This is a genomic window from Priestia sp. 3CA3 (assembly GCF_056836725.1).
The window spans coordinates 213,465-236,364 of sequence record NZ_JBXENJ010000004.1 but is presented as its reverse complement, the minus strand read 5'-3'; the positions used below and the strand labels follow the sequence as shown (position 1 = coordinate 236,364).

The 22,900-nt window shown below is 37.1% G+C and carries 21 protein-coding genes, 2 pseudogenes and 1 other annotated feature (1 of these 24 running past the window's edge); of the genes and pseudogenes, 7 read left to right on the top strand and 16 right to left on the bottom strand.

What is annotated here, in order from left to right:
- Positions 1–99 (bottom strand) — a binding site (T-box leader) (it extends 145 nt beyond the left edge of the window).
- Between the two features lie 240 nt (positions 100–339).
- The 6 genes and pseudogenes from AC1VNJ_RS13070 to AC1VNJ_RS13045 all read right to left on the bottom strand — a co-directional run bounded on the left by AC1VNJ_RS13070 (position 340) and on the right by AC1VNJ_RS13045 (position 5,014).
- Positions 340–675: a hypothetical protein gene (locus AC1VNJ_RS13070; protein WP_430052882.1), complete on the bottom strand. Its 336-nt coding sequence runs from the start codon at positions 673–675 to the stop codon at positions 340–342.
- A pseudogene (locus AC1VNJ_RS13065) lies at positions 675–851 on the bottom strand (EndoU domain-containing protein); the annotation flags it as partial. The gene AC1VNJ_RS13070 and the pseudogene AC1VNJ_RS13065, both read right to left, overlap by 1 nt.
- Positions 852–1,271: 420 nt before the next feature.
- A complete protein-coding gene (locus AC1VNJ_RS13060; RefSeq protein WP_482640878.1) occupies positions 1,272–2,036 on the bottom strand; it encodes a phosphorylase family protein in 765 nt (254 codons plus the stop codon).
- Between the two features lie 445 nt (positions 2,037–2,481).
- Positions 2,482–3,027: a YxiF family protein gene (locus tag AC1VNJ_RS13055; RefSeq protein WP_482640877.1), complete on the bottom strand. Its 546-nt coding sequence runs from the start codon at positions 3,025–3,027 to the stop codon at positions 2,482–2,484.
- Between the two features lie 108 nt (positions 3,028–3,135).
- A complete protein-coding gene (locus tag AC1VNJ_RS13050; protein WP_033579085.1) occupies positions 3,136–3,594 on the bottom strand; it encodes a GNAT family N-acetyltransferase in 459 nt (152 codons plus the stop codon).
- A complete protein-coding gene (locus tag AC1VNJ_RS13045) occupies positions 3,581–5,014 on the bottom strand; it encodes a class I adenylate-forming enzyme family protein (protein WP_328170868.1) in 1,434 nt (477 codons plus the stop codon). The genes AC1VNJ_RS13050 and AC1VNJ_RS13045 overlap by 14 nt, the downstream gene beginning before the upstream one ends.
- 153 nt (positions 5,015–5,167) lie before the next feature.
- On the opposite strand from AC1VNJ_RS13045, the gene AC1VNJ_RS13040 reads away from it, so the two are divergent.
- A complete protein-coding gene (locus AC1VNJ_RS13040; protein ID WP_048019272.1) occupies positions 5,168–5,725 on the top strand; it encodes a biotin transporter BioY in 558 nt (185 codons plus the stop codon).
- A 14-nt stretch (positions 5,726–5,739) separates the two neighbouring features.
- Positions 5,740–6,834, top strand: coding sequence for an acetyl-CoA C-acyltransferase (locus tag AC1VNJ_RS13035; RefSeq protein WP_028413204.1), 1,095 nt, complete (start codon positions 5,740–5,742; stop codon positions 6,832–6,834).
- 11 nt (positions 6,835–6,845) lie between these two features.
- On the opposite strand, the gene AC1VNJ_RS13030 is transcribed toward AC1VNJ_RS13035, so the two are convergent.
- From AC1VNJ_RS13030 to AC1VNJ_RS13005, 6 genes and pseudogenes are all read right to left on the bottom strand, one after another.
- Complete coding sequence (locus tag AC1VNJ_RS13030) at positions 6,846–7,502, bottom strand: MtnX-like HAD-IB family phosphatase (protein ID WP_028413203.1); 657 nt, start codon at positions 7,500–7,502, stop codon at positions 6,846–6,848.
- Positions 7,503–7,519: 17 nt separating this feature from the next.
- Positions 7,520–10,726: a DEAD/DEAH box helicase gene (locus AC1VNJ_RS13025; RefSeq protein WP_328173452.1), complete on the bottom strand. Its 3,207-nt coding sequence runs from the start codon at positions 10,724–10,726 to the stop codon at positions 7,520–7,522.
- 132 nt (positions 10,727–10,858) lie between these two features.
- Positions 10,859–12,076, bottom strand: coding sequence for an MFS transporter (locus AC1VNJ_RS13020; RefSeq protein WP_482640876.1), 1,218 nt, complete (start codon positions 12,074–12,076; stop codon positions 10,859–10,861).
- Complete coding sequence (locus tag AC1VNJ_RS13015; RefSeq protein ID WP_482640875.1) at positions 12,076–12,615, bottom strand: NADPH-dependent FMN reductase; 540 nt, start codon at positions 12,613–12,615, stop codon at positions 12,076–12,078. Before AC1VNJ_RS13015 ends, AC1VNJ_RS13020 begins: the two co-directional genes overlap by 1 nt.
- Positions 12,616–12,754: 139 nt before the next feature.
- Positions 12,755–13,393, bottom strand: coding sequence for a response regulator (locus AC1VNJ_RS13010; protein WP_033579092.1), 639 nt, complete (start codon positions 13,391–13,393; stop codon positions 12,755–12,757).
- A 15-nt stretch (positions 13,394–13,408) separates the two neighbouring features.
- Positions 13,409–14,528 (bottom strand): annotated as a pseudogene (locus tag AC1VNJ_RS13005) (GAF domain-containing sensor histidine kinase).
- A gap of 341 nt (positions 14,529–14,869) precedes the next feature.
- On the opposite strand from AC1VNJ_RS13005, the gene AC1VNJ_RS13000 reads away from it, so the two are divergent.
- Complete coding sequence (locus AC1VNJ_RS13000; protein WP_033579093.1) at positions 14,870–15,208, top strand: hypothetical protein; 339 nt, start codon at positions 14,870–14,872, stop codon at positions 15,206–15,208.
- A 95-nt stretch (positions 15,209–15,303) separates the two neighbouring features.
- The gene (locus AC1VNJ_RS12995; RefSeq protein ID WP_028408390.1) at positions 15,304–15,588 is read left to right on the top strand and encodes a hypothetical protein; all 285 of its coding nucleotides are present in this window, start codon (positions 15,304–15,306) and stop codon (positions 15,586–15,588) included.
- A 44-nt stretch (positions 15,589–15,632) separates the two neighbouring features.
- Here AC1VNJ_RS12995 and AC1VNJ_RS12990 read toward each other — a convergent pair whose 3' ends face one another.
- On the bottom strand, positions 15,633–16,211 hold the full coding sequence (locus AC1VNJ_RS12990) for a helix-turn-helix domain-containing protein (protein ID WP_049164793.1): 579 nt from the start codon (positions 16,209–16,211) through the stop codon (positions 15,633–15,635).
- Positions 16,212–16,290: 79 nt separating this feature from the next.
- On the opposite strand from AC1VNJ_RS12990, the gene AC1VNJ_RS12985 reads away from it, so the two are divergent.
- Positions 16,291–17,268: a DMT family transporter gene (locus AC1VNJ_RS12985; RefSeq protein WP_049164797.1), complete on the top strand. Its 978-nt coding sequence runs from the start codon at positions 16,291–16,293 to the stop codon at positions 17,266–17,268.
- 46 nt (positions 17,269–17,314) lie between these two features.
- On the opposite strand, the gene AC1VNJ_RS12980 is transcribed toward AC1VNJ_RS12985, so the two are convergent.
- Positions 17,315–18,103, bottom strand: coding sequence for a DUF4240 domain-containing protein (locus AC1VNJ_RS12980; protein ID WP_482640874.1), 789 nt, complete (start codon positions 18,101–18,103; stop codon positions 17,315–17,317).
- Positions 18,104–18,398: 295 nt separating this feature from the next.
- On the opposite strand from AC1VNJ_RS12980, the gene AC1VNJ_RS12975 reads away from it, so the two are divergent.
- Positions 18,399–18,827 carry a GNAT family N-acetyltransferase gene (locus AC1VNJ_RS12975; protein ID WP_217599111.1) on the top strand — a complete coding sequence of 143 codons (429 nt, stop codon included), beginning with the start codon at positions 18,399–18,401 and terminating at the stop codon, positions 18,825–18,827.
- Between the two features lie 67 nt (positions 18,828–18,894).
- Here AC1VNJ_RS12975 and ilvD read toward each other — a convergent pair whose 3' ends face one another.
- Positions 18,895–20,571, bottom strand: a complete 1,677-nt coding sequence (gene ilvD, locus AC1VNJ_RS12970; RefSeq protein ID WP_013083330.1) for a dihydroxy-acid dehydratase — start codon at positions 20,569–20,571, stop codon at positions 18,895–18,897.
- 225 nt (positions 20,572–20,796) lie between these two features.
- On the opposite strand from ilvD, the gene AC1VNJ_RS12965 reads away from it, so the two are divergent.
- Positions 20,797–21,741 carry a lysophospholipase gene (locus AC1VNJ_RS12965; RefSeq protein WP_482640873.1) on the top strand — a complete coding sequence of 315 codons (945 nt, stop codon included), beginning with the start codon at positions 20,797–20,799 and terminating at the stop codon, positions 21,739–21,741.
- Positions 21,742–21,759: 18 nt separating this feature from the next.
- Here the strand turns inward: AC1VNJ_RS12965 and AC1VNJ_RS12960 are convergent, their stop codons facing one another.
- Complete coding sequence (locus AC1VNJ_RS12960) at positions 21,760–22,686, bottom strand: manganese-dependent inorganic pyrophosphatase (RefSeq protein WP_014459925.1); 927 nt, start codon at positions 22,684–22,686, stop codon at positions 21,760–21,762.
- Positions 22,687–22,900 lie beyond the last annotated feature (214 nt).

Sequence of the window (22,900 nt, the reverse complement as noted above, 5' to 3'; positions counted from 1 at the left end):
CTTGGATGAGTTCAAAGGTAATAACTACCGATTCTCACCAACCATCGGCTCTCTGACAAGTTTATATATCCTTCTACTATTTCCAATCTTTGCTTATTATTATTTGATTACATGCAATATTATATCTATCTACTCATTTTGTCAACGTAGTTTTTTGAATAAAAAAACAATTCTTAATCTAGATCAAAGGCGATTTTATATTATTTTTAAACCTAAACTGACATTGAAAAACGTTCGTTAATTAAGTTTAATTTTCGTTCACAAAGATATTCTTTTTTCTATTCTGAGACCTAGCACAATGGTACCCAAAAAGGAGCTTTTTAAGTTAATTAATTTCTATTATGCGTACTTATTTCTAACAGTATCATCCCACATAAGCAGAATTTGTTTTAGCTCAGCTGTTTCAATTAGACAATACGTCTTTTGATCTTCTTCAGCATATTCATTCACAATTTTTGTTACATCATATTTAATTTCTATAGTACAGGCATTTCCAGTTAATTCTTCATAAGAAGATTGCTTTGAAAGTACTTTATCAATTAAATCTAGCCATAATTTCGATCCATCTTCTTGTACATCACTTAATAATAAATCTATAACTAAAAGAATTTCATCAGGTACATTTATCATAAGCATTCCTTGGTTATCTTCATAGATTTGAACATTATATTTCATTACTGGTTCCCTCCTCTTTTTCTTATTGGAAAAGCAGTATTTATCTTTCCTTCTGAATTTATATACATCCTAATTGTTAAACCCTCAGAAGTCCTTCCTGTATTTAGACCTGACTGACGGTTAATAAGGCGTTTATTTTCATAAGCTTCGTTAATTGCATTAAGAACTTGAGCTCTGTTCCAATCTTCTCATACGGATTATTGGGAAGCTTTCCATGTCTATATCAATCCTACATTAATTATTCAGATGAAATCTCAAACCATTTAAGTATATATTAGTATTTCTTACTAGTACATAAAAGGATACTATCACTGATTAACTTAAGAAATTAGGAAAGAATAAGTCCCTTGAGAAGAACTAGATTTATGAATATCCTATACAAAATTAGTTAACATAAACACTCTTTCCGGAACACATCACAAAAAGGAACCCTTATGGGAGTAAGGGTTCTAACAGAGTCGCTTTTATAGAATATGCACCTTTATATACATCGTTGATTTGTTAGGCTTTTCATTAGGAGGACCAACATATTCAATGCATAAAAAGCGCACATTTTATTCATATGTAAAAATGAAAAAATATATCTTTTAGAAAACTTATTTAGAGTGTCTCCCCTTAAATTTTTCACTTAAATATAAAGCAACATCCCGAATAGCCTTGTCCGTTTCAGCTTCTATCAATTCTCTATCCTTGGTGTATGAGTATAACGTATCTCCATTTATAATATGATCCGATAAATTCAATAAACCAATAGCCCTTTTATTGAATTTATGGGCAATTGCTAAGGTAGTAGCTGTTTCCATATCTACCGCATCATAACCTTTTAAAGCCCACTCTTTTACCATCTCATGCGTTTCAAGAAGCATAGCACTCATGCTAACAACGGTGCCTGTAACGTATCTATAGCCTTTCCTCTTACAATATTCACAAGCAGCTTCCACTAAGTCTTTATTAGACTCTACAACCATCTGTTCCGGCAAGTACCAATGAGAGACACCATCCTTCATTTCTGCAGCTGTAACAATTAGGATGTCCCCATATCTAACCTCTGAAGATAGTCTACCAAAGTAGCCAGTTTGTATAAATATTTCAGTACCACTACAGGCAAACTGATGTGCAATATTAGATGCCATAGGACTTCCATACACATTTGCATATCCTACATTTAGGTTGTTATATTTTCCAACTAACGTGTTCCATTTAGGTACAAAAAGCTCTTCACATAAGATTTCTCTCCATAAGTTTAAGTTATCTTCAAATCCCCATTCTCCATGAATAATAAATGAGCCAGGTACGTTTTCCTTTGGTATACCAAGTACTTTCAACCAATCTTCTTTTTGAAAATCACCATAAAGTTTCATATATTTCTCCTTATTATCTAATTTAAGATTACTTATAAGGAAAATTCTTGCTTGTAAGCTTTAAATCCTTTAGTTTATAAAAAATTCACTTTGCACAATGAATTTTTCCAGAACAACTTAAAAAAGCACCGCCTTGGTTCTCAAGGAAGCGTTCAATAAAGTATAATTTACAAATTATGGATTTATAATTATGGATTTATATAGAAAATCTATCATTTTCACCGTTCGTTTAAGTTTTGAAATATTATACGAACGTTCTCTAAAACACATAAAACTTTGCGAATGTTCTTGTTAGAAAAAAGTGATGGATTCAAATCGAATCTTGATAGTGCGTCAGAACAAAACACCCTTAATCATGTGGAAACCAATAAGTGCAAAAAAACTGCACCTAGATTTAAAATAATCGAAGGTACAGTTTTTATTAAACATTGTAATTTAATCTTCTTTATTCAATTCCCCAATAGAAAATTGAGTCCATTCCATACTCATCTTCACTGATGAAAATGCCAAATTTCTCATCAACATTTATAAGTATGAACCAGAAATAGGCTTCAGAATTATTAGCTTCTGTATAATCTAATACACTTTCTAAGCTTTCGTAAAAATCTTTTAATTTAATTATTAAATTAGGTAATTGTTCATGTTTTCTACCATTGTAAATTACAACTTTTTGATTGAGATAACCCTTTATTTTGTTTTGAAATTCTTCTAATTCAACTTTTATTCTTTGTTCATCATGTTTGAAGAATGCCTTAAGTTTAAGCTTTGACGAATAAATAAACTCTAGTTTGTCCAGGTAAACTTTTTCGTTATTTACCTCAAACGATGAAATATCTGGAATGCATTTTTTGAAATCCTCTTCAGCTCTTTTTAAGTAGTTTTTTCTTTTTAATTCAGCTATTTTTTCTTTTCTTAAATAGTTATCTATTGTTCTTCCCTCGCTTTTTGTATCCTGAACGATTTTCTGGGTCATAGGTGCTTCTTTAATCATATCTACCTTTTTTATAAGGATTTAACCCATCTACCACGTGAAAATGCGGATCTCTTCCATCTGCATTCCAGTACAGTAAAAAATCCGTAGGTAAACCTACGGATTTCTTTACAACTCTTTTTCCAAGCAGTTAACTTGATTATGATGCAGCGGCTTAGTGGCATACTGTGTAAAACCAAGGCGCTCCCAAAACAGCTTGGCTCTAGGATTTTGAGACAGGACACCAAGGCGTAGAACAGAAATTCCTTCTTCTTTTAGCTTGTCTTCGAATGCTAGATACGCTTGCGTTCCGAAACTGAAATTGTGATAGGCGCTATGAATAATAAAAGCTCCAATCCACGGATGATCATCGTTAGGATTTTGCTTCATGTAATCAATAACCCCTACGTATGTATCGTCGGCTTTTATAAAATAACTGTCTGTTTTTTCGTTCACGTATTCTTTAAAAAGCTCTTCTTCCCTCCGCTCTTTCTTGCCGTTTTCTAACACGTTATAAGCTTCGTTTGAATTGATAATCTCTGACACAATATACATCGTGTCAGCTGTAACGGGTTCAAATGAAATCATATGTCTTCCCTTCTTTCTCTGTAAAGTAGCTGTATATCGTTGCTTTGTCAATTTTACCATTTTTCATTCGCGGAAAGGACGTTAAAACTCTCCATACGCGCGGGATTTTATAAGAGGATACTCGTTTTGTCAGCGCTTGTCTTACATCAGAAAGAGAAATGTTCTCTAAGACAATTGCTGCACCTACGACTTCTGAACGTTCAGCATCTGCTACGCTAAAAACGGCTGCTTCGCTAACGCCCGGTATTTGTAGTAGCAGCTCTTCAATTTCTTCAGCATATACTAAGCTTCCGCTGCTTTTGATTACATTTTTGTCTCTTCCTACGATGGTAATGTTTCCGTCTGGAAGCTGAACCGCAATATCATGCGATGTAACATATCCGTTAAAAAATGAGCGGTTCGTTTCTTCGCTGTCCTTAACAAACCCTTCGAATGCTTGAGTTGTTTTCACAAACAGTATTCCTTTGTCTCCTTTTTCTACTTCTTTTCCACGTTCGTTCAGGATTAAAACGTCTACACTGTCAACAGGATAGCCTACTGTATGAGGCAGCGTTTCAGCGGTATCTGGTGAAAGTACCGTAACAAATCCCATTTCAGAAGATCCGTAATATTCATAAAGAGAGGAGTTAGAAAACGCTCGTGAAAATTTCTTTCGAACGGAAGGCGATAATTTATTTCCTACTGAAATCACGGTTTTTGGCAAAAGTCGTTTTTCTTTCGGTCTGCTTTGTATGTACCGAAGCAAAGGAGAAATTAACGCGGGTGTAATAGACATACAGCTAGCTTCCTTGTTAAAAACAGCAGAAGGTGTAAACGCTTCTAGCATGATAGCGTGCATCCCGCTGCAAAGCGCGTGCAAAACCGGATAAAGCTGGGCGGAATACGAAATATGTAAGGGGATAAGTACTTTTTCATGTTTCTGTAAAGAAAATACGTCCGACCATTCTTGAAATGATGAAGACCAAGAATGATGCGATTTTACAAATCCTTTCGGTCTCCCTGTTGACCCAGAGGTAAATCCAAATAAAAATAGATCGGACAGTGCATTCACTTGCCGTATAGGCAGGATTGGTTTTTCTTTTGTTATGTTAGTTAAAGAAGACGTTTTCCATAGCCAATTCGGGGACTGAATAGAAAAATAGGTATCCACTTCAGCCTCTGTTAGCTCATTATGTAAAAGCATCACAATTCCACCAGCTTTTAAAATCGCTAAAAATGACACAACAGCTTCTGCATTGTTTGGCATACTTAACGCAACGAGCTCTCCTTTTTCCATCCCTTTTTCTTTCAGCTGATTTTCGGCTTTGCATACATGATCCCACATTTGACCGTAGCTTAGTTTATTAACAGAATCCGATAGTGCGAGTCTGTCCGGCGTTTGTTGACACTGATTAAAAACTAGTTCTTCAATTCGATTCATTACTCCGTAAGCTCCTTTTTATTTTACTTTTAGTGTACCGTAAATACGGGTTTGAGAAAAGAAAAATGTAAACTTCAACAAAAATTAAGTTGACTAATTTAAGTTTAATAAGATACGATAGTCATGTTTTATCCTACATAGCGGAGGTTTACGATGAAAACAAAAGATATGACGTACGTTGCTTTATTCACGGCTATAATGGGAGCTCTAGGACTCGTCCCTCCTATTTTTTTATCTTTTACACCTGTTCCAATTACTCTTCAGCCTATGGGTGTTATGCTGTCGGGAGGAATTCTTGGCGCTAGATTAGGAGCTTTAAGTCAATTTCTTTTTTTATGTTTGCTAGCAGCTGGCGTTCCTTTACTTGCTGGAGGACGCGGAGGAATTGGGGTATTTTTGAGTCCGAGTGCTGGATATATCATTGGCTATGTGTTTGCCGCTTTCTTTATTGGCTGGACGTTAACAAAGTTAAAAAATGTAACGGTTGCAAAAGTTTTTGCTGTCAATGTGTTATTTGGGATTGTGTTAGTCTATGCCTGTGGTATTCCTGTGCAGGCAATGCAGCTTCACATTCCGTTTCTGAAGTCTCTTCAGCTAAGCTTTGTTTACCTTCCAGGTGACTGTATAAAAGCAGCGGTCGCGGCTTATTTAATTACAAAAGTTCGAAAAGCAGTAGCGGTACCTGGCCGTTCGAACACGGCTTCTATGTAAGGAAGTGATGACTTATCTATCAAGCAGCAATTGTAAAAGCGAAGCGTACGGTCATTGGAAAAGAAAACGGTCTACTGAAAGATTTTCATGTTCAAGAGCTAGCAGCTCCTTTATTAAAACAGCTTAGCGCTGGAATTGAACATGAAATTGATGACGTTATTTTAGGAAATGTTGTAGGTCCAGGAGGAAATGTAGCCAGGTTATCCGCTTTAGAAGCGGACCTCCCTTTTTCTATCCCGGGAATGACCATTGATCGTCAGTGCGGAGCTGGCTTAGAGGCGATTCGAATGGCCAGCTATTTGATAAAAGCAGGTGCAGGAACGTGCTATTTAGCTGGAGGCGTTGAAAGTACAAGTACTTCTCCATTTGAAAAACGAGCACGTTTTTCTCCTGATAAAATTGGTGACCCTGACATGGGAATTGCAGCAGAAAACGTAGCTCAGCGATACAATATATCTAAAGATCAACAGGACAGATATGCTCTTTTAAGTCATAAAAGAAGCTGGGAGGCTTTTGAAAAAAGATGGTTTGAAGAAGAAACGCTTCCTCTTCCAAACGTGATGCACGATGAAGCATTTATGAAAAAACGAAACCTAACAAAGCTGCTGCAAAAAGCCAGCCCCGTCTTTTTAAAAAATGAAGGCACCGTCACCGCAGCCAACAGCTGTGGAATTAACGACGGAGCCTGCATTGCGCTTGTGATGGAAGAGCAAAAAGCACGCGCTTTAGGCTTTCAGCCCGTTTTGCGTTTTATTGACGCTGATATTTCAGGAGTGTCACCTCTTTACCCTGCTATTGCACCAGTTTCTGCGATTAAAAATATCTTGAAGCGAAATTCTCTTACGGTAGATGATATTGATTTATTTGAAATCAATGAAGCATTTGCTGTTAAAGTTGTCGCTTGCATGCAAGAACTGGGAATATCAGAAGAAAAAGTGAATATTCGCGGAGGAGCATTGACCTTAGGACACCCTTACGGAGCATCAGGAGCTATTTTAGCTACGCGTCTTTTTTATGAGAGCAAGCGCCGTGACGTGCGATATGTCATAGCAGCTTTAGGAAGCGGAGGCGGAATAGGAACAGCGGTATTATTTGAAGTAATCAAATAATACCGCTGTTTTTATGCCTTTTTTATTACATTATGTTGCATCAAATATTGCTCAATATCTTTAAATGTCTCAACCGGAACAAATGAAACGTTTTGTTCGCGCAGTAAATCTTGCAAAGAATCTTTCGCAAAGGTAACATCTGCATGTTTTGCGGGATGTGAATCCGGTTCGCTGTCTCCAGCAAAATAAATCGTTTCGTATGCCTCTTTTAGTTCTTGAATAACAACAGATTTATCAATGCCGTAGCGTTCTGAATGCCATCTGTGAGCAGGATCTAGACGCAAGTGAACGTTGTTTTGATGGAAATATCCTTCATTCGAATAAACTTCCACTTTTTCAACACCGTATTTATCTAACAGCGGTTTAATATAGTACGTTGTTCCAGCGCTTAAAATATAAAAATCCCCGCCGTTTTTCTGAACAGCTTTAATAAAAGCGGGCACGTATTTATCAATTGGAATATTCGCTACTTCTTCTAAAATTTTCGGTTCTTCTTGGTGAATGGATTGAAAAACAGTAGATAAAAAATCAATATCTTTCATTTCTCCTGCTTTCCACCGGCGGAAAAGCTCTTCACCTTCTGGAAAATACTTTTCAATCACAATCCAGTAAAAATCTTTTTTTGAAATCGTTCCATCAAAATCTGATACAAACGCCCATTTTTTCATTCCTCACACATCCTTTGCTACATACTAAGCAGTTCTCGGAGCTCTTCTTCTGTCAAACTAGAAAGCATTGTTTCTCCCGGTTGAATAACCTGTTCGATGAGTTCTTTTTTCTTTTGCTGCAAGGCGTAAATTTTTTCTTCGATGGTTCCTTGAGAAATAAGCTTGATGACCTGCACAACATTTTTTTGTCCAATGCGGTGTGCACGGCCTGCCGCTTGTTCTTCAATCGCGGGGTTCCACCATAAGTCGTATAAAATAACCGTATCGGCTCCCGTTAAATTTAAACCCGTGCCTCCGGCTTTTAATGAAATTAAGAAAATGTCTTGTTCTCCATTATTAAACCGATCCGCCATTTCCACTCGTTCTTTTGATGGCGTTTGACCGTCTAAATAAAAGTATGAGAGATTTTCTTTTTGAAGCTCTTCTCGAATAATATGAAGCATGCTTGTAAATTGAGAAAAGATTAACAAGCGTTTTCCGTTGGCAACCGCATTTCTTGTAATCTCAAGCAGCTGCTCTAATTTGCTTGAATACCCTTCGTAATTTTCAACGAATAAAGACGGATGACAGCAAATCTGGCGAAGTCTTGTTAATCCCGCCAAGATCTTCATTCGGTTTTTATTAAAATCTTCACCGGCTAAAGATGATTTTAACTGCTCTAAATAGCCTACATACAACTCTTTTTGTTCTTTAGTTAGCTCAGATAAATGAGTGGTTTCAATTTTATCAGGCAGTTCTTTTAACACATCCTTTTTTACTCGTCGCAGTAAAAATGGTCTTACAATTCGGCCGACTTGCTCCGATGACATGTTTTTAAACTGGCGAAGCCCTGGAAATAAGCCAGGAAGAATGGTCTGGAAAATTGACCAAAGCTCATCAAGTGAGTTTTCAATAGGAGTACCGCTAAGCGCAAAACGTTTTTTAGCTGAAATAGTCCTAACAGCTACTGCTGTCTTCGTTGTATGATTTTTAATACTTTGAGCCTCATCTAGAATTAAAGCATGAAAATGAAGATGCTGATACAAATCAATATCTTGACGCAGCGTTGGATAAGATGTGATCCATACGTCAGCTGTGCGTTTTAGCTTCTCCTCACGCTCACTCGGCGTTCCTGTAATGGTTTGAACCGTTAAATTCGGTGCAAATCTCTCCAATTCGTTGCGCCAGTTATAAATCAAGGAAGCCGGCACAACAATTAAAAAGGCACTGCTGTCTTCATCAAGCTCTTTTTCAGATAAGATATAGGCAATGCTTTGAAGCGTTTTTCCAAGCCCCATATCATCAGCCAGTACGCCTCCTAAAGAGTAGTGAGACAGAGATTTAAACCACTTAAATCCATTACGCTGATAATCACGCAGGGATGCCTGTAAGGATTCCGGTACTTCCCAATCCATTTCCTCTGGAGATTTGAGCTGTGTAAGTAATGTTTTAAATGCTGAGCCAAACTTAGCAGCTGATTTATCACCCGCACTCATAATCTCTTCCACTTGCATTCCTCTGTATAAAGGTACCTGCAATGAGTTATCCTTTAAATCTTTTTCCGTTACGTTCAGCTCCCGAAACAGATTTTGAATATGTTCAAAGCCCTCATTTTCAAGAGGGATAAACGCACCGTTATCTAGACGATGATAGCTTTTCTTTTCTAAGACAGATTTTAAAACATCTTGAACGGTCTGATGATCAATGTCTCCTAAATCAAAATTAATTTCTAATAGCCCATTGCTATTTTGAATGTCAACCGTTGTTACTGGCGCAGAAAAATCCGTATAAGCATAATCTTTCATCTCATCCGTAATATACACATCCGCTATTTCATCAAGCTTTGGAACAATATGAAACAAAAATTCATATAGAGAGTATTCATCTTGATTTAAGTACAGCTGGTTTTTATAAATATTTAAAGGAGCCGTTTCAATTAAGTCCATAACGCGGTCTTCTTTTTCTAAATCTCGTATCAAGATTTTATCGTATTTTTCAGACTGGGGTGAAAATGGATTAATCGAAATCTCTCCGTAGTTGTACCGAAGCGTCACAAACAGCTGTTCATCCTCACGGTCAATAAATACTTTTGCTTTTAGTTCAGGTGCAATAATTTGATGGGATACTTCTTTTGCGATATCCACTTTCCCCACTTTTTTCAGTCCCGGAACGACGTGAGATAAAAAATTGCCCATCTGCTCTTCTGCTATAGGTACGACTGGCTTCAAAGGAGCCGTTTTCCGAAGGCCTTCAAGAAGCATACGCTGATCTTGAGATAGCTCATAAAACGTCCCTTTTAAAAATAGCCAACCGTATCGATCAAAAAATGAAGCTTGATGAAGTTCCGTAAAGTCTAGCTCAAATCCAGCTGCCGAGTGCTTATTTATTTGAAATGAAAAAGGAGCTGAACTTTCAGCAAAGATAATATTTTTATATGAATGCCCTTCATGAATAAATGTAAAGTTCCGATCTTTAAGGAGTTGAAATAACTCTTTGGCTACGATAGATGGAATGATTAGTTCTCTGTTATTTGCAGACGAACGATACATGGAATAAGAATTTTTATAAAATGATTCATTCGTCATAATATCCATCAGCAGCTCAATGATTTTCTTATCTTCTTCTATAAAAAAATGTTCTGCAGGATCATATTCGAAGCGCTTGGTAAATTCGTGAGTTTGGAATTCTTTAGCGTCTGTTAAGAATTCTTGAATGTTTTTTACTACATACGTCCGGTCGACGCCTACTTTCATTTCAAGCGCTACGTACATTCCTTCTGAACGTAAAAATTCTTCTGAGTAAGACTTGCAAATAAATTCTACTTTCAACGGATCTTTATCTGCATATTTCTTATGGTCGCTTATGGTTTGCTGATAGCTCGAAAATAAGTCGATAAAATGATTTACATTTTCGTATTCTTTGCTTTGGCGAAAAGGCTTTGTTTTAATTGGCTGCGGCTTTGCGCGCTCATCGCAAATGGTTAATAAAACAGCTACTTCGTGTTTGCATTCTGAAAACTCGTGATAAGCAGGACAATCGCAGAATGAATAAAAAGAATTTCCTTTTTGTTCAACCATTACTGTATACATTTCCGCTCCTCGAACGGATGCTGTCCACGTAGTGGTCTGTTCATTGTATTCCAAATCAAGCACACGCCCCTGCTTGTAATACGTGTGTCCTCTATAGTACGTTCTGCTTGAGTACGAATCTTTTAATTGTTCTTTGTTTAATGTTTTATTTATCATCGCTTCACAATCTTCCAATCGCATAACAGTCAATGCTGTTGCTGTTTAATTTCTATTCAGAACAAATAATGTCCAACGTCATAAACGTTGAACATTATTTGTCAATTCTTCTATTATAACATGCAACAGACATTATAAAACACTCTTAAGCAGCGCAGACCGTTTTCGCTGTTTTCTTTTGTAAAGTATCCAGCCTGCTCCGGCGGTTGATAATAAAAGCAGGCTAAGTCCTAAAAAAGCAAGTCCTATACGATCATTAGCCGTAACGTACGTAAAGAAGAAAATCAATAAAATACGAATCCCTAACGTGATAAAGCGAAAACAGCTGTCGACTCTTCCCACGATAATATTCGGTATTTTTTGCATCATAAACGTATTTCGAGCTACTCTTGTACCTGCATTTGCAAAAGCAAGAAGAAACACAATAGAAAAGTAAACGGGCAGAAGCTTCATAAAGAAGATGATCGATATTCCAAGTGCAAAAAGGCTTATATTCAGCATAATAGCTAGCTCAGTGCCTGTTCTTTTCATAATAGATACGATCAATATCCCTGCGGTTAATGCTCCGAAACCATATACAGCACTTTCAATCCCGTATGCTGCTGGACTTGCGTTTAATTCTTGAGTCAGATAAATAGGAAACAAATAGTTCGTCATCATCACAGCAATGAAAGGCATAAAAGAAAGCAGTAAAAAAAGAGATACCGAGCGATTTTCTTTTATGAATGCTAATCCCTCTTTCATCGCAGTGTGTTTTTTATCGCTTCGTTCACTACTTCGTTTATATGGAATACTCAATAGAAAAAGGAATGCAGCTATATACGTAGCTGCATCTACTGTTAAAATCCATTGAAGCGACCAACGGGTAATGACTAGACTCGCTGCAGCCCCTGCAAGCATACTCGATAGCTGGCCTTGTATTTCCATAATACTGTTTAATGATTGAAACACATCTTTTGAAAAAACTTCTTGATTTAATGCAAAAATCGTTGGATAAAAAAACGTGTAGTAAAGGTTTCCGGTTCCGTACAAAATGATGTAGTGAATCGTTGAATAATTTGTAACAAAACCAACGATCACAAATAGCATGACCGTGATAAAACCTATCAATTCTACGGTTAACAACATTTTCTTTCGTGACATTCGATCAATAAGAACACCTATATACGGAGTAGCCACAAAGCTAATCACCGTCATAATCAGCATAATCGTGCCAAATAGTTTATTTCCATCTGGAGATGCAACTAACAGTAAAGGAATGGCAAGCATCGTAATACCGGAACCAATAGAGGATAAAACATTCGCAGCAACTACAGCTTGAAAGCGACGGTCCTTATAAAGCGCCTTCATCAAACATTTTGCTTAGCTTCTAAAATTTGCTTAGACACTTGTGTATACAGAGTCAGCTCATTAACTAATTCATGAATTCCGTCAGCGGCGTTTTTTCGTAAATTTCCTTTTTCCACGATGTCTGCAGGGTCTAATACCAACTGCTTAGATAGAACATTCGCATACAAAGCGCGTGTAACGGTTCTAAGGTTGTTTAAAGCATTGATACCTCCTTTTCCTCCTCCTGCTACGGCTACAAGTGCTACGGGCTTATGTGCAAAATACGCACTGTTTAAAAAGTCAAATGCGTTTTTTAATGCTCCGCTCATAGCGCCGTGGTACTCAGGCGTCGCAAGTAAGATACCATCCGCTTTTTCTATTGCTTCAGTCAGCACTTTCACTTCTTCTATTTCATACTGATGAGGTTCACCGGTGAATATAGGAAGTGATAATTGACTTAAATCTAGAAAAGAACTTTGATAGCTTTTGTGAAGTTCTCTCGTTACTTGTGTTGTTCGGCCTGTTTCTCTAGGACTTCCGTTAATAATAAGTATATTCATATTTATCTACCCCTCTGTCGTTTGGTTATATGTATAGTATAGGGATGATTGAACTTTTTTTCGTCATGCTATTGATAGAAAGAAAGCTACCAATATAGACTGAGGTGAACAGAGAAAAACCTACAACTAAAGTCGTAGGTTAGGAAATTCCATGCTGAACAGCATATAGAGCAGCTTGCGTGCGGTCTTGAACCCCAAGCTTCGATAAAATATTAGACACATGTGTTTTTACTGTTTTTTCTGTAATATGTAAGGCAGCACCAATTTCTTTGTTGCTTTTGCCTTTTGCAATTTCTTTTAATACGTCTTTTTCTCGTTTTGTTAAGTGATCAATAAAATTGACTTTCTTTTCGCTGCTTTTGGTTAACCGTGTTAGCAAGTGCGTAGTGACTTTGGGATGAAGCTGATTTTCTCCGTTCATTAGCTTTCGAATAGCCGCTACAAGTTCATCTGGATCGCTTTCTTTTAGCTGATAGCCTGAAGCTCCTGCTTCTAATGCCGGTATCACGTGATCTTGATCTGAAAAGCTTGTTAGAATCATGACTTGTATATGCGGTGCTTGTTTTTTTAGTTCTTTTGTTGCTTCGATTCCATCGAGAACCGGCATCGATAAATCCATTAACACAATATGAGGCTCTAGAGATGTCGCTAACTTTATAGCTTCTTCCCCGTTAGAAGCTTCTCCTACAACTTCTAAATCAGGCTGCGTTTGTAAGAAAAAGACAAGTCCTTTTCGGACAACGTGGTGATCATCTGCAATTAAAATCTTTATTTTCATGTGCGCTCCTTTCCGTTATGAAAGAGGAATAGATACTTCCACAATCGTTCCGTTTCCTATGCTGCTTGTAACAGATAGTTTTCCATTTAATCTTTTTATTCGCTCCTGCATGGTTTTTAGCCCAAGCGTCGGCAATTCTGCTGAAGGGCTATACATAAACCCATTGCCGCTATCCCGGACTTTCATAATTACTTGGTCTTTGCTTATATTTACGTTTAGATGTACCTCTGCCGTACCCGCATGCTTTCGGCAATTATTAAAAGCTTCTTGTCCGACTCTCCACAGTGTCTCTTCAATCACAGCAGGCAAAACGGACACTCCTTTAATTTGTTCTTTTACGTTAAGCCCTAGCATTTGACCATAGCTTTTTAACGCACTGACAATGCCGTTTTCTAATCCTTGAGGACGAAGCTGCCAAATTAAAGCTTTCATTTCCACTTGAGCATGCTGAGCGGTTTCTTGGATTAAGGAAAAAGTCTCTTTTAACTGCACATCTTTTGCTAAGCTGCTTCCGGCTTTGGCCGTGACATTAATTGAAAATAACAGCTGATTAACAGAATCGTGAAGGTCTTTTGCCAGCCTGTTTCTTTCTTCAATAAGTTTTACTTCCTGCTGAGATTGAGTCAGCTTAATCCGCTTGATAGCCGTGCCAATTTGAAGAGCGACGGATCCTAATAAATCAAGCTCTCGCTGTTCAAAATGAATTTTATGAGGGGCAGCTACATTTAATAATCCAAAGCGTTCATCCCCTGCTTGTAAAGGAACCGTTGCATGATGAGTAATGTCATGTGTATCTCCCCACTCATGAATGACGGAATCTTCAAGTCTCTTACACTCCATAATATTAGACGCTTTTTGAAGGCGGCCATCCATATACCGGTCAACACACCAGCAGCTTCCATTACACATAGGCTGAGCGGTTTTATTTAATAAAGCTGGCGGCAAATGCTGAGCGGCAATCATCTCATGCTTTCCATTTTCATCAATAAAAAAGATCCATCCTGTTTGTAAATCTGTGATTTGCAGCAGTTTTAAAAGCGCATCATGAAGCCATGGTATGTAAATTAGTGCCTTCATTTAAAATCTCGGCAATGTCTTTTAAAATCTTCAGCTCTGAAATATGATCTTTTTCCATAGCCTCTCTCCTATATTATATGATGTATTTTCCATTTTTTATTTTATCACAATTAAAGCTGCTTCCGACTCAAAGAACCTTATTTTTAAAGCATTTCCGCTTAAATATGTAAGACCTTTTAACATCAATAATAAAATTTTCAAAAAGTATGTCAGGTAGTTTAACAATTAGCTAGAGTCTTTACGTAAAACGAACTATACTACAGATAATTCAAGTAAGAACAGAAAAAATGAAGGGAAATGAGAAGAAAAAAATATTAAAATTAATACATTGAAAACGCTTCCAAATATGAAGGCATAGTGCTATTATATAATTATTAACAGAATAGGGATGTGAGAAAGATGAATAAATTATTTTTAGAAGAGTTACGATACATTATCTTGTGTGAAGTGCCTATGACAAAGTACCGAGTAGAGCAGCTTCAAGACAAATTTGATCAAAGTCCATACTTAATTAATGAACTTTATCAACTCCTATTCGAAAAGCGTCACATTTTAGCTTTTGTTGATGATATTGAATCATCCCTGTATGACTATATTGTGAATAAAGAAATGATGGATGCTAAAACGTATTACGGAGCTATTGCACATGCAGCAAATCTTTTCGGCGAAACGCCTACATATATAAAATGCAAAATAAAAAAATATAGACAGTCTTCGATTTCAAGTATTAGTGCCTAAAAGTTGTGCACAGCTGATTCAAATAAAAAGCAAAAAAGAAATCCTAGCACAAGGGTTTCTTTTTTGTACCACTAACCTATAGGGAGGAAAATAAGATGAAGACATTTTTTATCACAAATCGCTATTCGTTTCTTGAAACGCAAGTAAATGAATACATGCAATCGTTACTGGTAAAAACGCCTGAACAAGTTATTTTATATTTCGAAAGACAAATTCGAAAGTATAAAGTGTATTTACAGAAAAAACATCATTACCCAGAGTGTATGGTTCAATCTATCCACCGATTAATTGAAGAATATTCATTAAGTATCATTAAAGTAAAAAAATATATTAGCTATCAAAACAAGCTGATGAATAAACAGCTATTAGAGCCGCAGTAAAACGAATCATTTTTTATGGTTCGTTTTACTGCGGCTCTGCCGCTTTACTCCTCATATTTTAGCAGTAAATGCAGAACAGCGGGACGTTCTTCAAGATTTTTGTATGAGTGTACATGACTTCCTTCAAATTTTATAGAGTCAAATTGTTTTAGCTCGTATAGCTCTTCTTCGATTTTCATTTCGATTTTTCCTTCCATTACCGTTGCTACTTCAATTAATCCTTTATGATGAGGTTCGGGACAGTATGTAGCAAGAGGAGAAAGAAAGGCTCGGTACATTTCAATTGTCGAATCTATCTGATTTTGAAAAATAAATTCTACTTTCCAAGTTTCGTCCGGTCCTTTGAGAGAAAAACCTTCTCCACACTTAGATACAGCCACTGAAGGTTCTACTGACACTAATTTAGTTAAAGGGATATTTAAGCCTGTTGTTATTTTCCACATTACTCCTAGGGTTGGATTAGTCTCCCCTCTTTCAATTTTCCCTAACGTGAGTTTGCTGACTCCCGTCCTATCTGCTAATTCATCGAGTGTGAATTCTCGCTGTGTTCTTATTTTTCTAAGCTCGTTGCCTACCTTTTTCATCATTTCTTCTGAATGCATTTTTACCTTCCTTTCTTTTATATATTATGGTACACTTTTTTTGTATCTAAGTATACTATAATATATATTTAGGTATTTTTATTAATTAGGAGGAAAAAGTATGAAAGCAATTTTATGGGGGCTTCTCTCGTCCATGTTCTTTTCTGCTACATTTATTGTGAATCGTGCCATGAATGTATCTGGAACAAGCTGGGCTTGGACAGCATCTCTTCGTTTTTTATTAGCACTACCTATTTTACTCATTTTAGTACTTTTACAAAAGAAGTTTACACCATTATGGATGGAAATGAAAAAGCATCCTTTCGCTTGGTTAGGCTGGGGAACTCTTGCAGGAATTGGATTTTATTCATTATTAAGTTTTTCTTCACTTTTTGGACCATCATGGCTCATAGCTGGAACGTGGCAAGTAACGATCTTGGCAGGTGCGCTCATTTCTCCACTTTTCTATGTAACTATTCAAACTGCAGACGGAAACAAAAAAGTAAGAGGAAGCATCCCACTCAAAACGCTTGGTATTTCAACGTTTATTTTAGCAGGTGTGATTCTCATGCAAGTTAAAGAAGCTGAAAACATCACGCTTTCACAGTTTGTGTTGGGTTTTCTCCCTGTCGTCATGGCTGCTTTTTTATATCCGCTTGGAAATCGAAAAATGATGGAAGTTTGCAAAGGGAAATTAGATACATTTCAACGTGTTTTAGGTATGGCTATCGGCAGTATCCCGCTAAGTATCATCTATGCGATATATGGATTTTATACAACTGGTATGCCAACAGCTCCTCAATTTTCTCAAGCCTTTATCTTAGCAATGAGTTCAGGTGTAATTGCTACGATGACGTTCTTTTACGCAACAGACTTGGCAAAAGAAAATTTAGGTTTGCTTGGAGCGGTTGAAGCAACTCAATCAGGCAGCATGATTTTTACCGTGCTTGGCGAAGTGTTTTTATTAAATGGACGTATGCCAACAGGGATTGCGTTAGCTGGTATGACGATAATCGTAATTGGAATGATTATGAACAGTATGCTAAACAAAAAAACAAAACTGTCTTCGGCCGCCCCGTCACGTACTCTATCAAAATAAAAAAAGAGGAGATGAAAATCTGTTTAAAGGTTTTCATCTCCTCTTTTTAATATTCGAGATGATTGTTCCAATAGCGGCTCCAAAGCACAGGGAATCGCATCTGTAAACCATCCTCATCATCTTCATCCCAATCAAGATCCAAATCTTGCTCATCGTACCACACTGGATCAAACTGGTCATATTTATCATAATAATAGTCGTTATCTAAACCTGTCTTTTCTTCGTAAGCTTCACACGCTACAGAAAGTAATTCTTCTAATTGAGGAGCATAGCCTTCTGCTTCTAATGGTTTAAGTACAGAAATCATCGTCTCAGGAGATTCAACCGCTTTATAATATATGTCTTTTCCCTGATATAAAAGCCACGCTCTAAAATAATCAAAACAATCATCTGAACAACCGCCCATTACAATATAAGCTGCTGCCCACAATGAAGAAGTATAGGATTGATCAAAATGCTGATTTAGTAGCTGATCAAAGCGAAAAATGTCCTTTTCAGAACGCTTCGCTAGCGTGGAGCGGAGCCATTCCATTTGCTCATCGACATCTAATTTTGTCTTCGCCTTTTTTATCAGCTTCCAAAAGAGAGACTCTGACATCGTGCTGTCTTTCATTACTTGCATCGAACAAGTTAAAGGCTTATATCCTTTCTTCAATTTTGCACGAATCAGCTTTTCAGCTTCTGCTTCACAAGCTTCTGCGGAAGCAAACTCTTTCACTTGCATGCGACCGGCTGTATCAACTTTTCCAAAGTGAATGATTAACTTGCTGTCTCTTCTTTCAATTTTCCAAAATTTATTCGATTGCTCATCTTTATACACTAAGGTTATTTGCATGATACATTCCCCTTTTTCATCCCACTACTGTTGTGAATAGTTCTCTTTTTACAATTTATGTAGATTCACAGCGATTCATAATCCATTTTCTTTGCTTTTTTAACATGTTTCAGTTGATTTTACTATTGTTGAGGTCGTTTAAACAGTGAGTAATGACCACAAATTTGTGTAAAATGTTTATTGGTTGCTTTTTGTTGCATTTACAACATTTTATTTTTCCTTTATACTCTTTTTATATCACGTATTTTTATTATACAAAAAAGAAGCCTAAATTCGTAGAAAAGGAAGGATTTTAATGAAAATTGAGCATGTTACAACAAAAGAGCAGCTTGAAGAAGTATTCCGTATACGTAAAACAGTGTTTGTTGAAGAACAAGGCGTGCCCTTAAAAGATGAATTTGATGAGCATGAAGAAACGGCAAAACATATGTTGATTTATTATAACAACGAACCAGCTGCTTCTGGTAGATTCCGCATAGTCGACGATTACGCCAAAATAGAGCGAATATGCGTATTAAAGGAATTTAGAAAATACGGGCTCGGAAAAGAAGTGGTGACCAGCTTAGAAGAAGCAGCGAAAAAAGAAGGCTTAACTCAATCTAAGCTTCACGGTCAAGTTCAAGCTGAACCTTTTTATCATAAATTAGGGTATAAGACTGCTTCTGATGTCTTTATGGAAGACGGTATTCCACACGTTATTATGAAAAAAGAGTTTACGTGTTAAAAAGGCTTCTTTGCACAGTTGCTTTAGTAAAGAAAAAGGCTCTCCGTAGAGAGCCTTTTTTGTGCTATTAGATTTTCATAATTCCGCCTGTGCTTGCAGAAGTTACAAGTTTAGAATATCTTGCAAGATAGCCTTTTTTCACTTTTGGCTCAAAGCCTTTCCAGTTTGCTTTTCGTTCTGCCCAAACATCTGGAGAAACTTGAACATTCATTGAACGATCTTCAATGTCAATCACGATGTGGTCGCCATCTTCGACAAATGCTAGCGGTCCGCCTTCAGCAGCTTCTGGAGATGCGTGGCCGATTGATAATCCACGTGAAGCGCCAGAGAAGCGTCCGTCTGTTAATAGTGCTACTTTTGCACCTAGTCCCATTCCCATAATTTGAGAAGTTGGAGCTAACATTTCAGGCATTCCCGGTCCGCCTTTTGGTCCTTCATAACGAATGACTACGACATGTCCTTCTTTTACTTTTCCGTTAGCAATACCATGCAGCGCCTCGTCTTGAGACTCAAATACAATTGCTGGTCCTTCGTGGCGAGTAATGCCGTCTTGAACACCGCCTGTTTTAATGATCGCGCCGTCTGGAGCTAAGTTACCAAACAATACAGCAAGTCCGCCTTTTTCTGTGAACGGCTTATCGATTGGATGAATAACGTTATAATCTTTTACATCGCATCCTGCAATGTTTTCGCCTAGCGTTTTTCCAGTAACCGTCATCGTATCTAAATGAAGAGCTCCTTCTTTTTTAGATAGCTCGTTTAAAGCAGCCGATACGCCTCCTGCTTCATGTAAGTCTTCAATAAATACATCCGAAGCCGGAGCGAGTTTTGCCAAGTGAGGCACGCGTTCCGCTACTTCATTAATGCGTTCTAACGGATAATCAATTTCAGCTTCATTCGCAAGAGCTAGCGTATGAAGAACTGTATTTGTAGAACCACCTAACGCCATGTCTAAAGCAAATGCGTTGTCGATTGCTTTTTCTGTTACGATATCACGTGGTTTTAAATCTAATTTAATTAATTCCATAAGTTGTTTAGCTGATTTTTTAACAAATTCTCTACGTTCAGGAGCAACTGCTAAGATTGTACCATTGCCAGGTAAAGCAAGTCCTAACGCTTCAGCTAAGCAGTTCATTGAGTTCGCTGTAAACATTCCTGAACAAGATCCGCATGTCGGACAGCCAAATTGTTCTAATTCAAGTAATCCTTTATCATCAAGTTTACCAGCTTGATGAGCTCCTACGCCTTCAAATACTGAAGAAAGAGAAATCTTACGGCCGTCGCTCGTTACGCCAGCCTTCATTGGTCCGCCACTAACAAAAACTGTCGGAATATTCAGACGTAATGAAGCCATTAACATCCCAGGCGTGATTTTATCACAGTTTGGAATACATACCATTCCATCAAACCAGTGAGCAGATACTACCGTTTCAACTGAGTCAGCAATGATTTCACGACTTGGTAATGAATAACGCATACCGATATGTCCCATCGCAATACCGTCATCTACACCGATAGTGTTCATTTCAAAAGGTACGCCACCAGCTTCGCGAATCGCATCTTTTACGATTTTACCAAACTCCTGTAAGTGAACATGACCTGGTACAATATCAATATATGAATTGACAACCGCAATAAACGGTTTGCCGAAATCCTCTTCTTTTACACCAGCTGCACGCAGTAGGCTGCGGTGTGGTGCTCTGTCGAATCCTTTTTTGATCATGTTACTTCTTAATTCTGCCACAATAATTCCCTCCGTATTCATCTAACCTATTAAAAACTAAATCTTTTTAAATTGTTTAATAATTTTTAATATAAATACTAATTTAACAAATCACACAAAGGTTTGTAAAGGTTTATGACAAAATAATCATTTTTTATTTTAAAATAGTAAAATCACCTGCATAAATTAGTATAATATATACATATATCCCTTATTTTACAGGAAAACAGAAGGTGGATGCTGAGCATGAAACAATCCTTTTATTACAGAGGTCATCAAGAAAAAGAAATATTTGCACAAAAATGGAATGTTGAAAACCATTCTGCAAAAGGCGTTGTCCAAATAGCCCATGGGATGGCCGAACATATTGGACGCTACGAATACTTTGCTAATGTATTAACGCAACATGGATATATCGTATATGGGAATGATCACCGAGGTCACGGTCAAACAGCTTTAAAAGATGAAGACAAGCGTTTTTTTGCTGAAGAAAATGGTTTTGATACAGTAGTCTACGACATGATTGCTCTGACTAAGCACATTTCGACGGAACACTCCGACCTACCGATCTTTCTTTTCGGTCACAGCATGGGGTCTTTTCTAACGAGAAGATATATTCAATTGGATACAGAGCACATTCATGGTGTGATACTCTCAGGTACTGGCAGCATTCCTTCCCTTTCACTGCAGAGCGGTATATTACCTGCGCAAATAGAGATAAAGAGAAAAGGGTTACGATCTCCTAGCCCTTTGCTTGATAAACTCTCTTTTGGACAATACAATAAATCATTTCATCCTGCTCGGACACCTTTTGATTGGTTAAGTCAAGATAATGAAGCTGTAGATTTATATGTAAATGACCCTTATTGCGGTGGGGTTTTCACAGCGGGGTTTTTCTATGACTTACTAACAGGAATCAAACAGATCTCTAACTTAGCTAATATAAAGTTAGTTCCATCAAGCCTGCCTATTTATTTGGTATCTGGAGAATATGATCCAGTAGGCAACTATACAAAAGGTGTAGTCAAAGTATATAACGACTTTAAAAAGGCAGGATTACAGGATGTAAGTTACCGTTTTTTTAAAGAGTGCCGTCATGAATTGCTGAATGAATTAAATAAAGATGAAGTGATAGAAGATATACTAAATTGGCTTAACGTGCAAATAGACAAAAAAACGGTTCGTGTGTAGACACGAACCGTTTTTTTATTAAGCAAATACAGATGTTAATACAGGTACTACTTGTTTTTTACGTGATACAACGCCTTCTAAGACAGCTGTATTGTTTTCAAGCGTTACATTGTATGCTTCTTCTACTTTTGAAGCAGCAGAACCTAATGCTAATGCAGTAGAGTTGCTGTTTAAAATATCTGTAACAACTAAAAGGAATAATTGTAATCCTTTTTCTTCGATTGTTTTAGTAATCGCTTCTTCCAATTCAACTTTGCGCACTAAAACGTCGTTTACGTCAATTGCATTCACTTGTGCAATTTCAACTTTGCTTGTGCCCATGCTGAATTCTTTAGCATCTAATGAAATTAATTGTGAAGCTGTTTTATCGCCTAAGTCAGCTCCAGCTTTTAGCATTGCTAATCCGTACTCTTCTGCATCTACGCCTGCAATTTCCGCTAATTCTTTAGCAGCTGCAACGTCTTGGTCTGTGCAAGTTGGTGATTTGAATAATAAAGAATCAGAAATGATAGCTGATAGCATAAGACCTGCGATGTTAGGTTCGATTTCTACGCCGTTTTCTTTATACATCTTGTTTAAGATCGTTGCCGTACATCCAACTGGCTCTGCACGATAGTATAAAGGATCTGCTGTTTCGAAGTTAGCAATACGGTGATGATCAATTACTTCAAGCACACGAACTTGATCAATATCGTTTGCACTTTGCTGGCGTTCGTTGTGGTCCACTAAAATAACTTCATTTGTTTCTTTAGATACTTCATCAACGAAACGTGGTAGTTCAGCGTTGAACTTTTCAAGAGCGAATTGCGTTTCACCGTTAATATCGCCTAATCGAATTGGTTCAGCGTCTACACCTAATTTATTCTTTAAATCAGCGTATGCAATTGCAGAACAGATTGTATCTGTGTCAGGATTTTTATGTCCAAAAATTAACGTCTTTGCCATCTTAAATCTCTCTCCTTCTTACGTATGTAAATAGCATTCTTGCGTAAAGTTAGTTAATTCGTTCACGCAACATTGCCATTTTAACATAAACTTTTACATTATTTTAATTTTTTTGCGAAAAATGATGTTCATCCGCAGATATTTTGCCATTTTGTATCTTTTTCACAGTAAAAACACCTCTATTTCCGATATAAATAGAGGGTTTTATACGTTC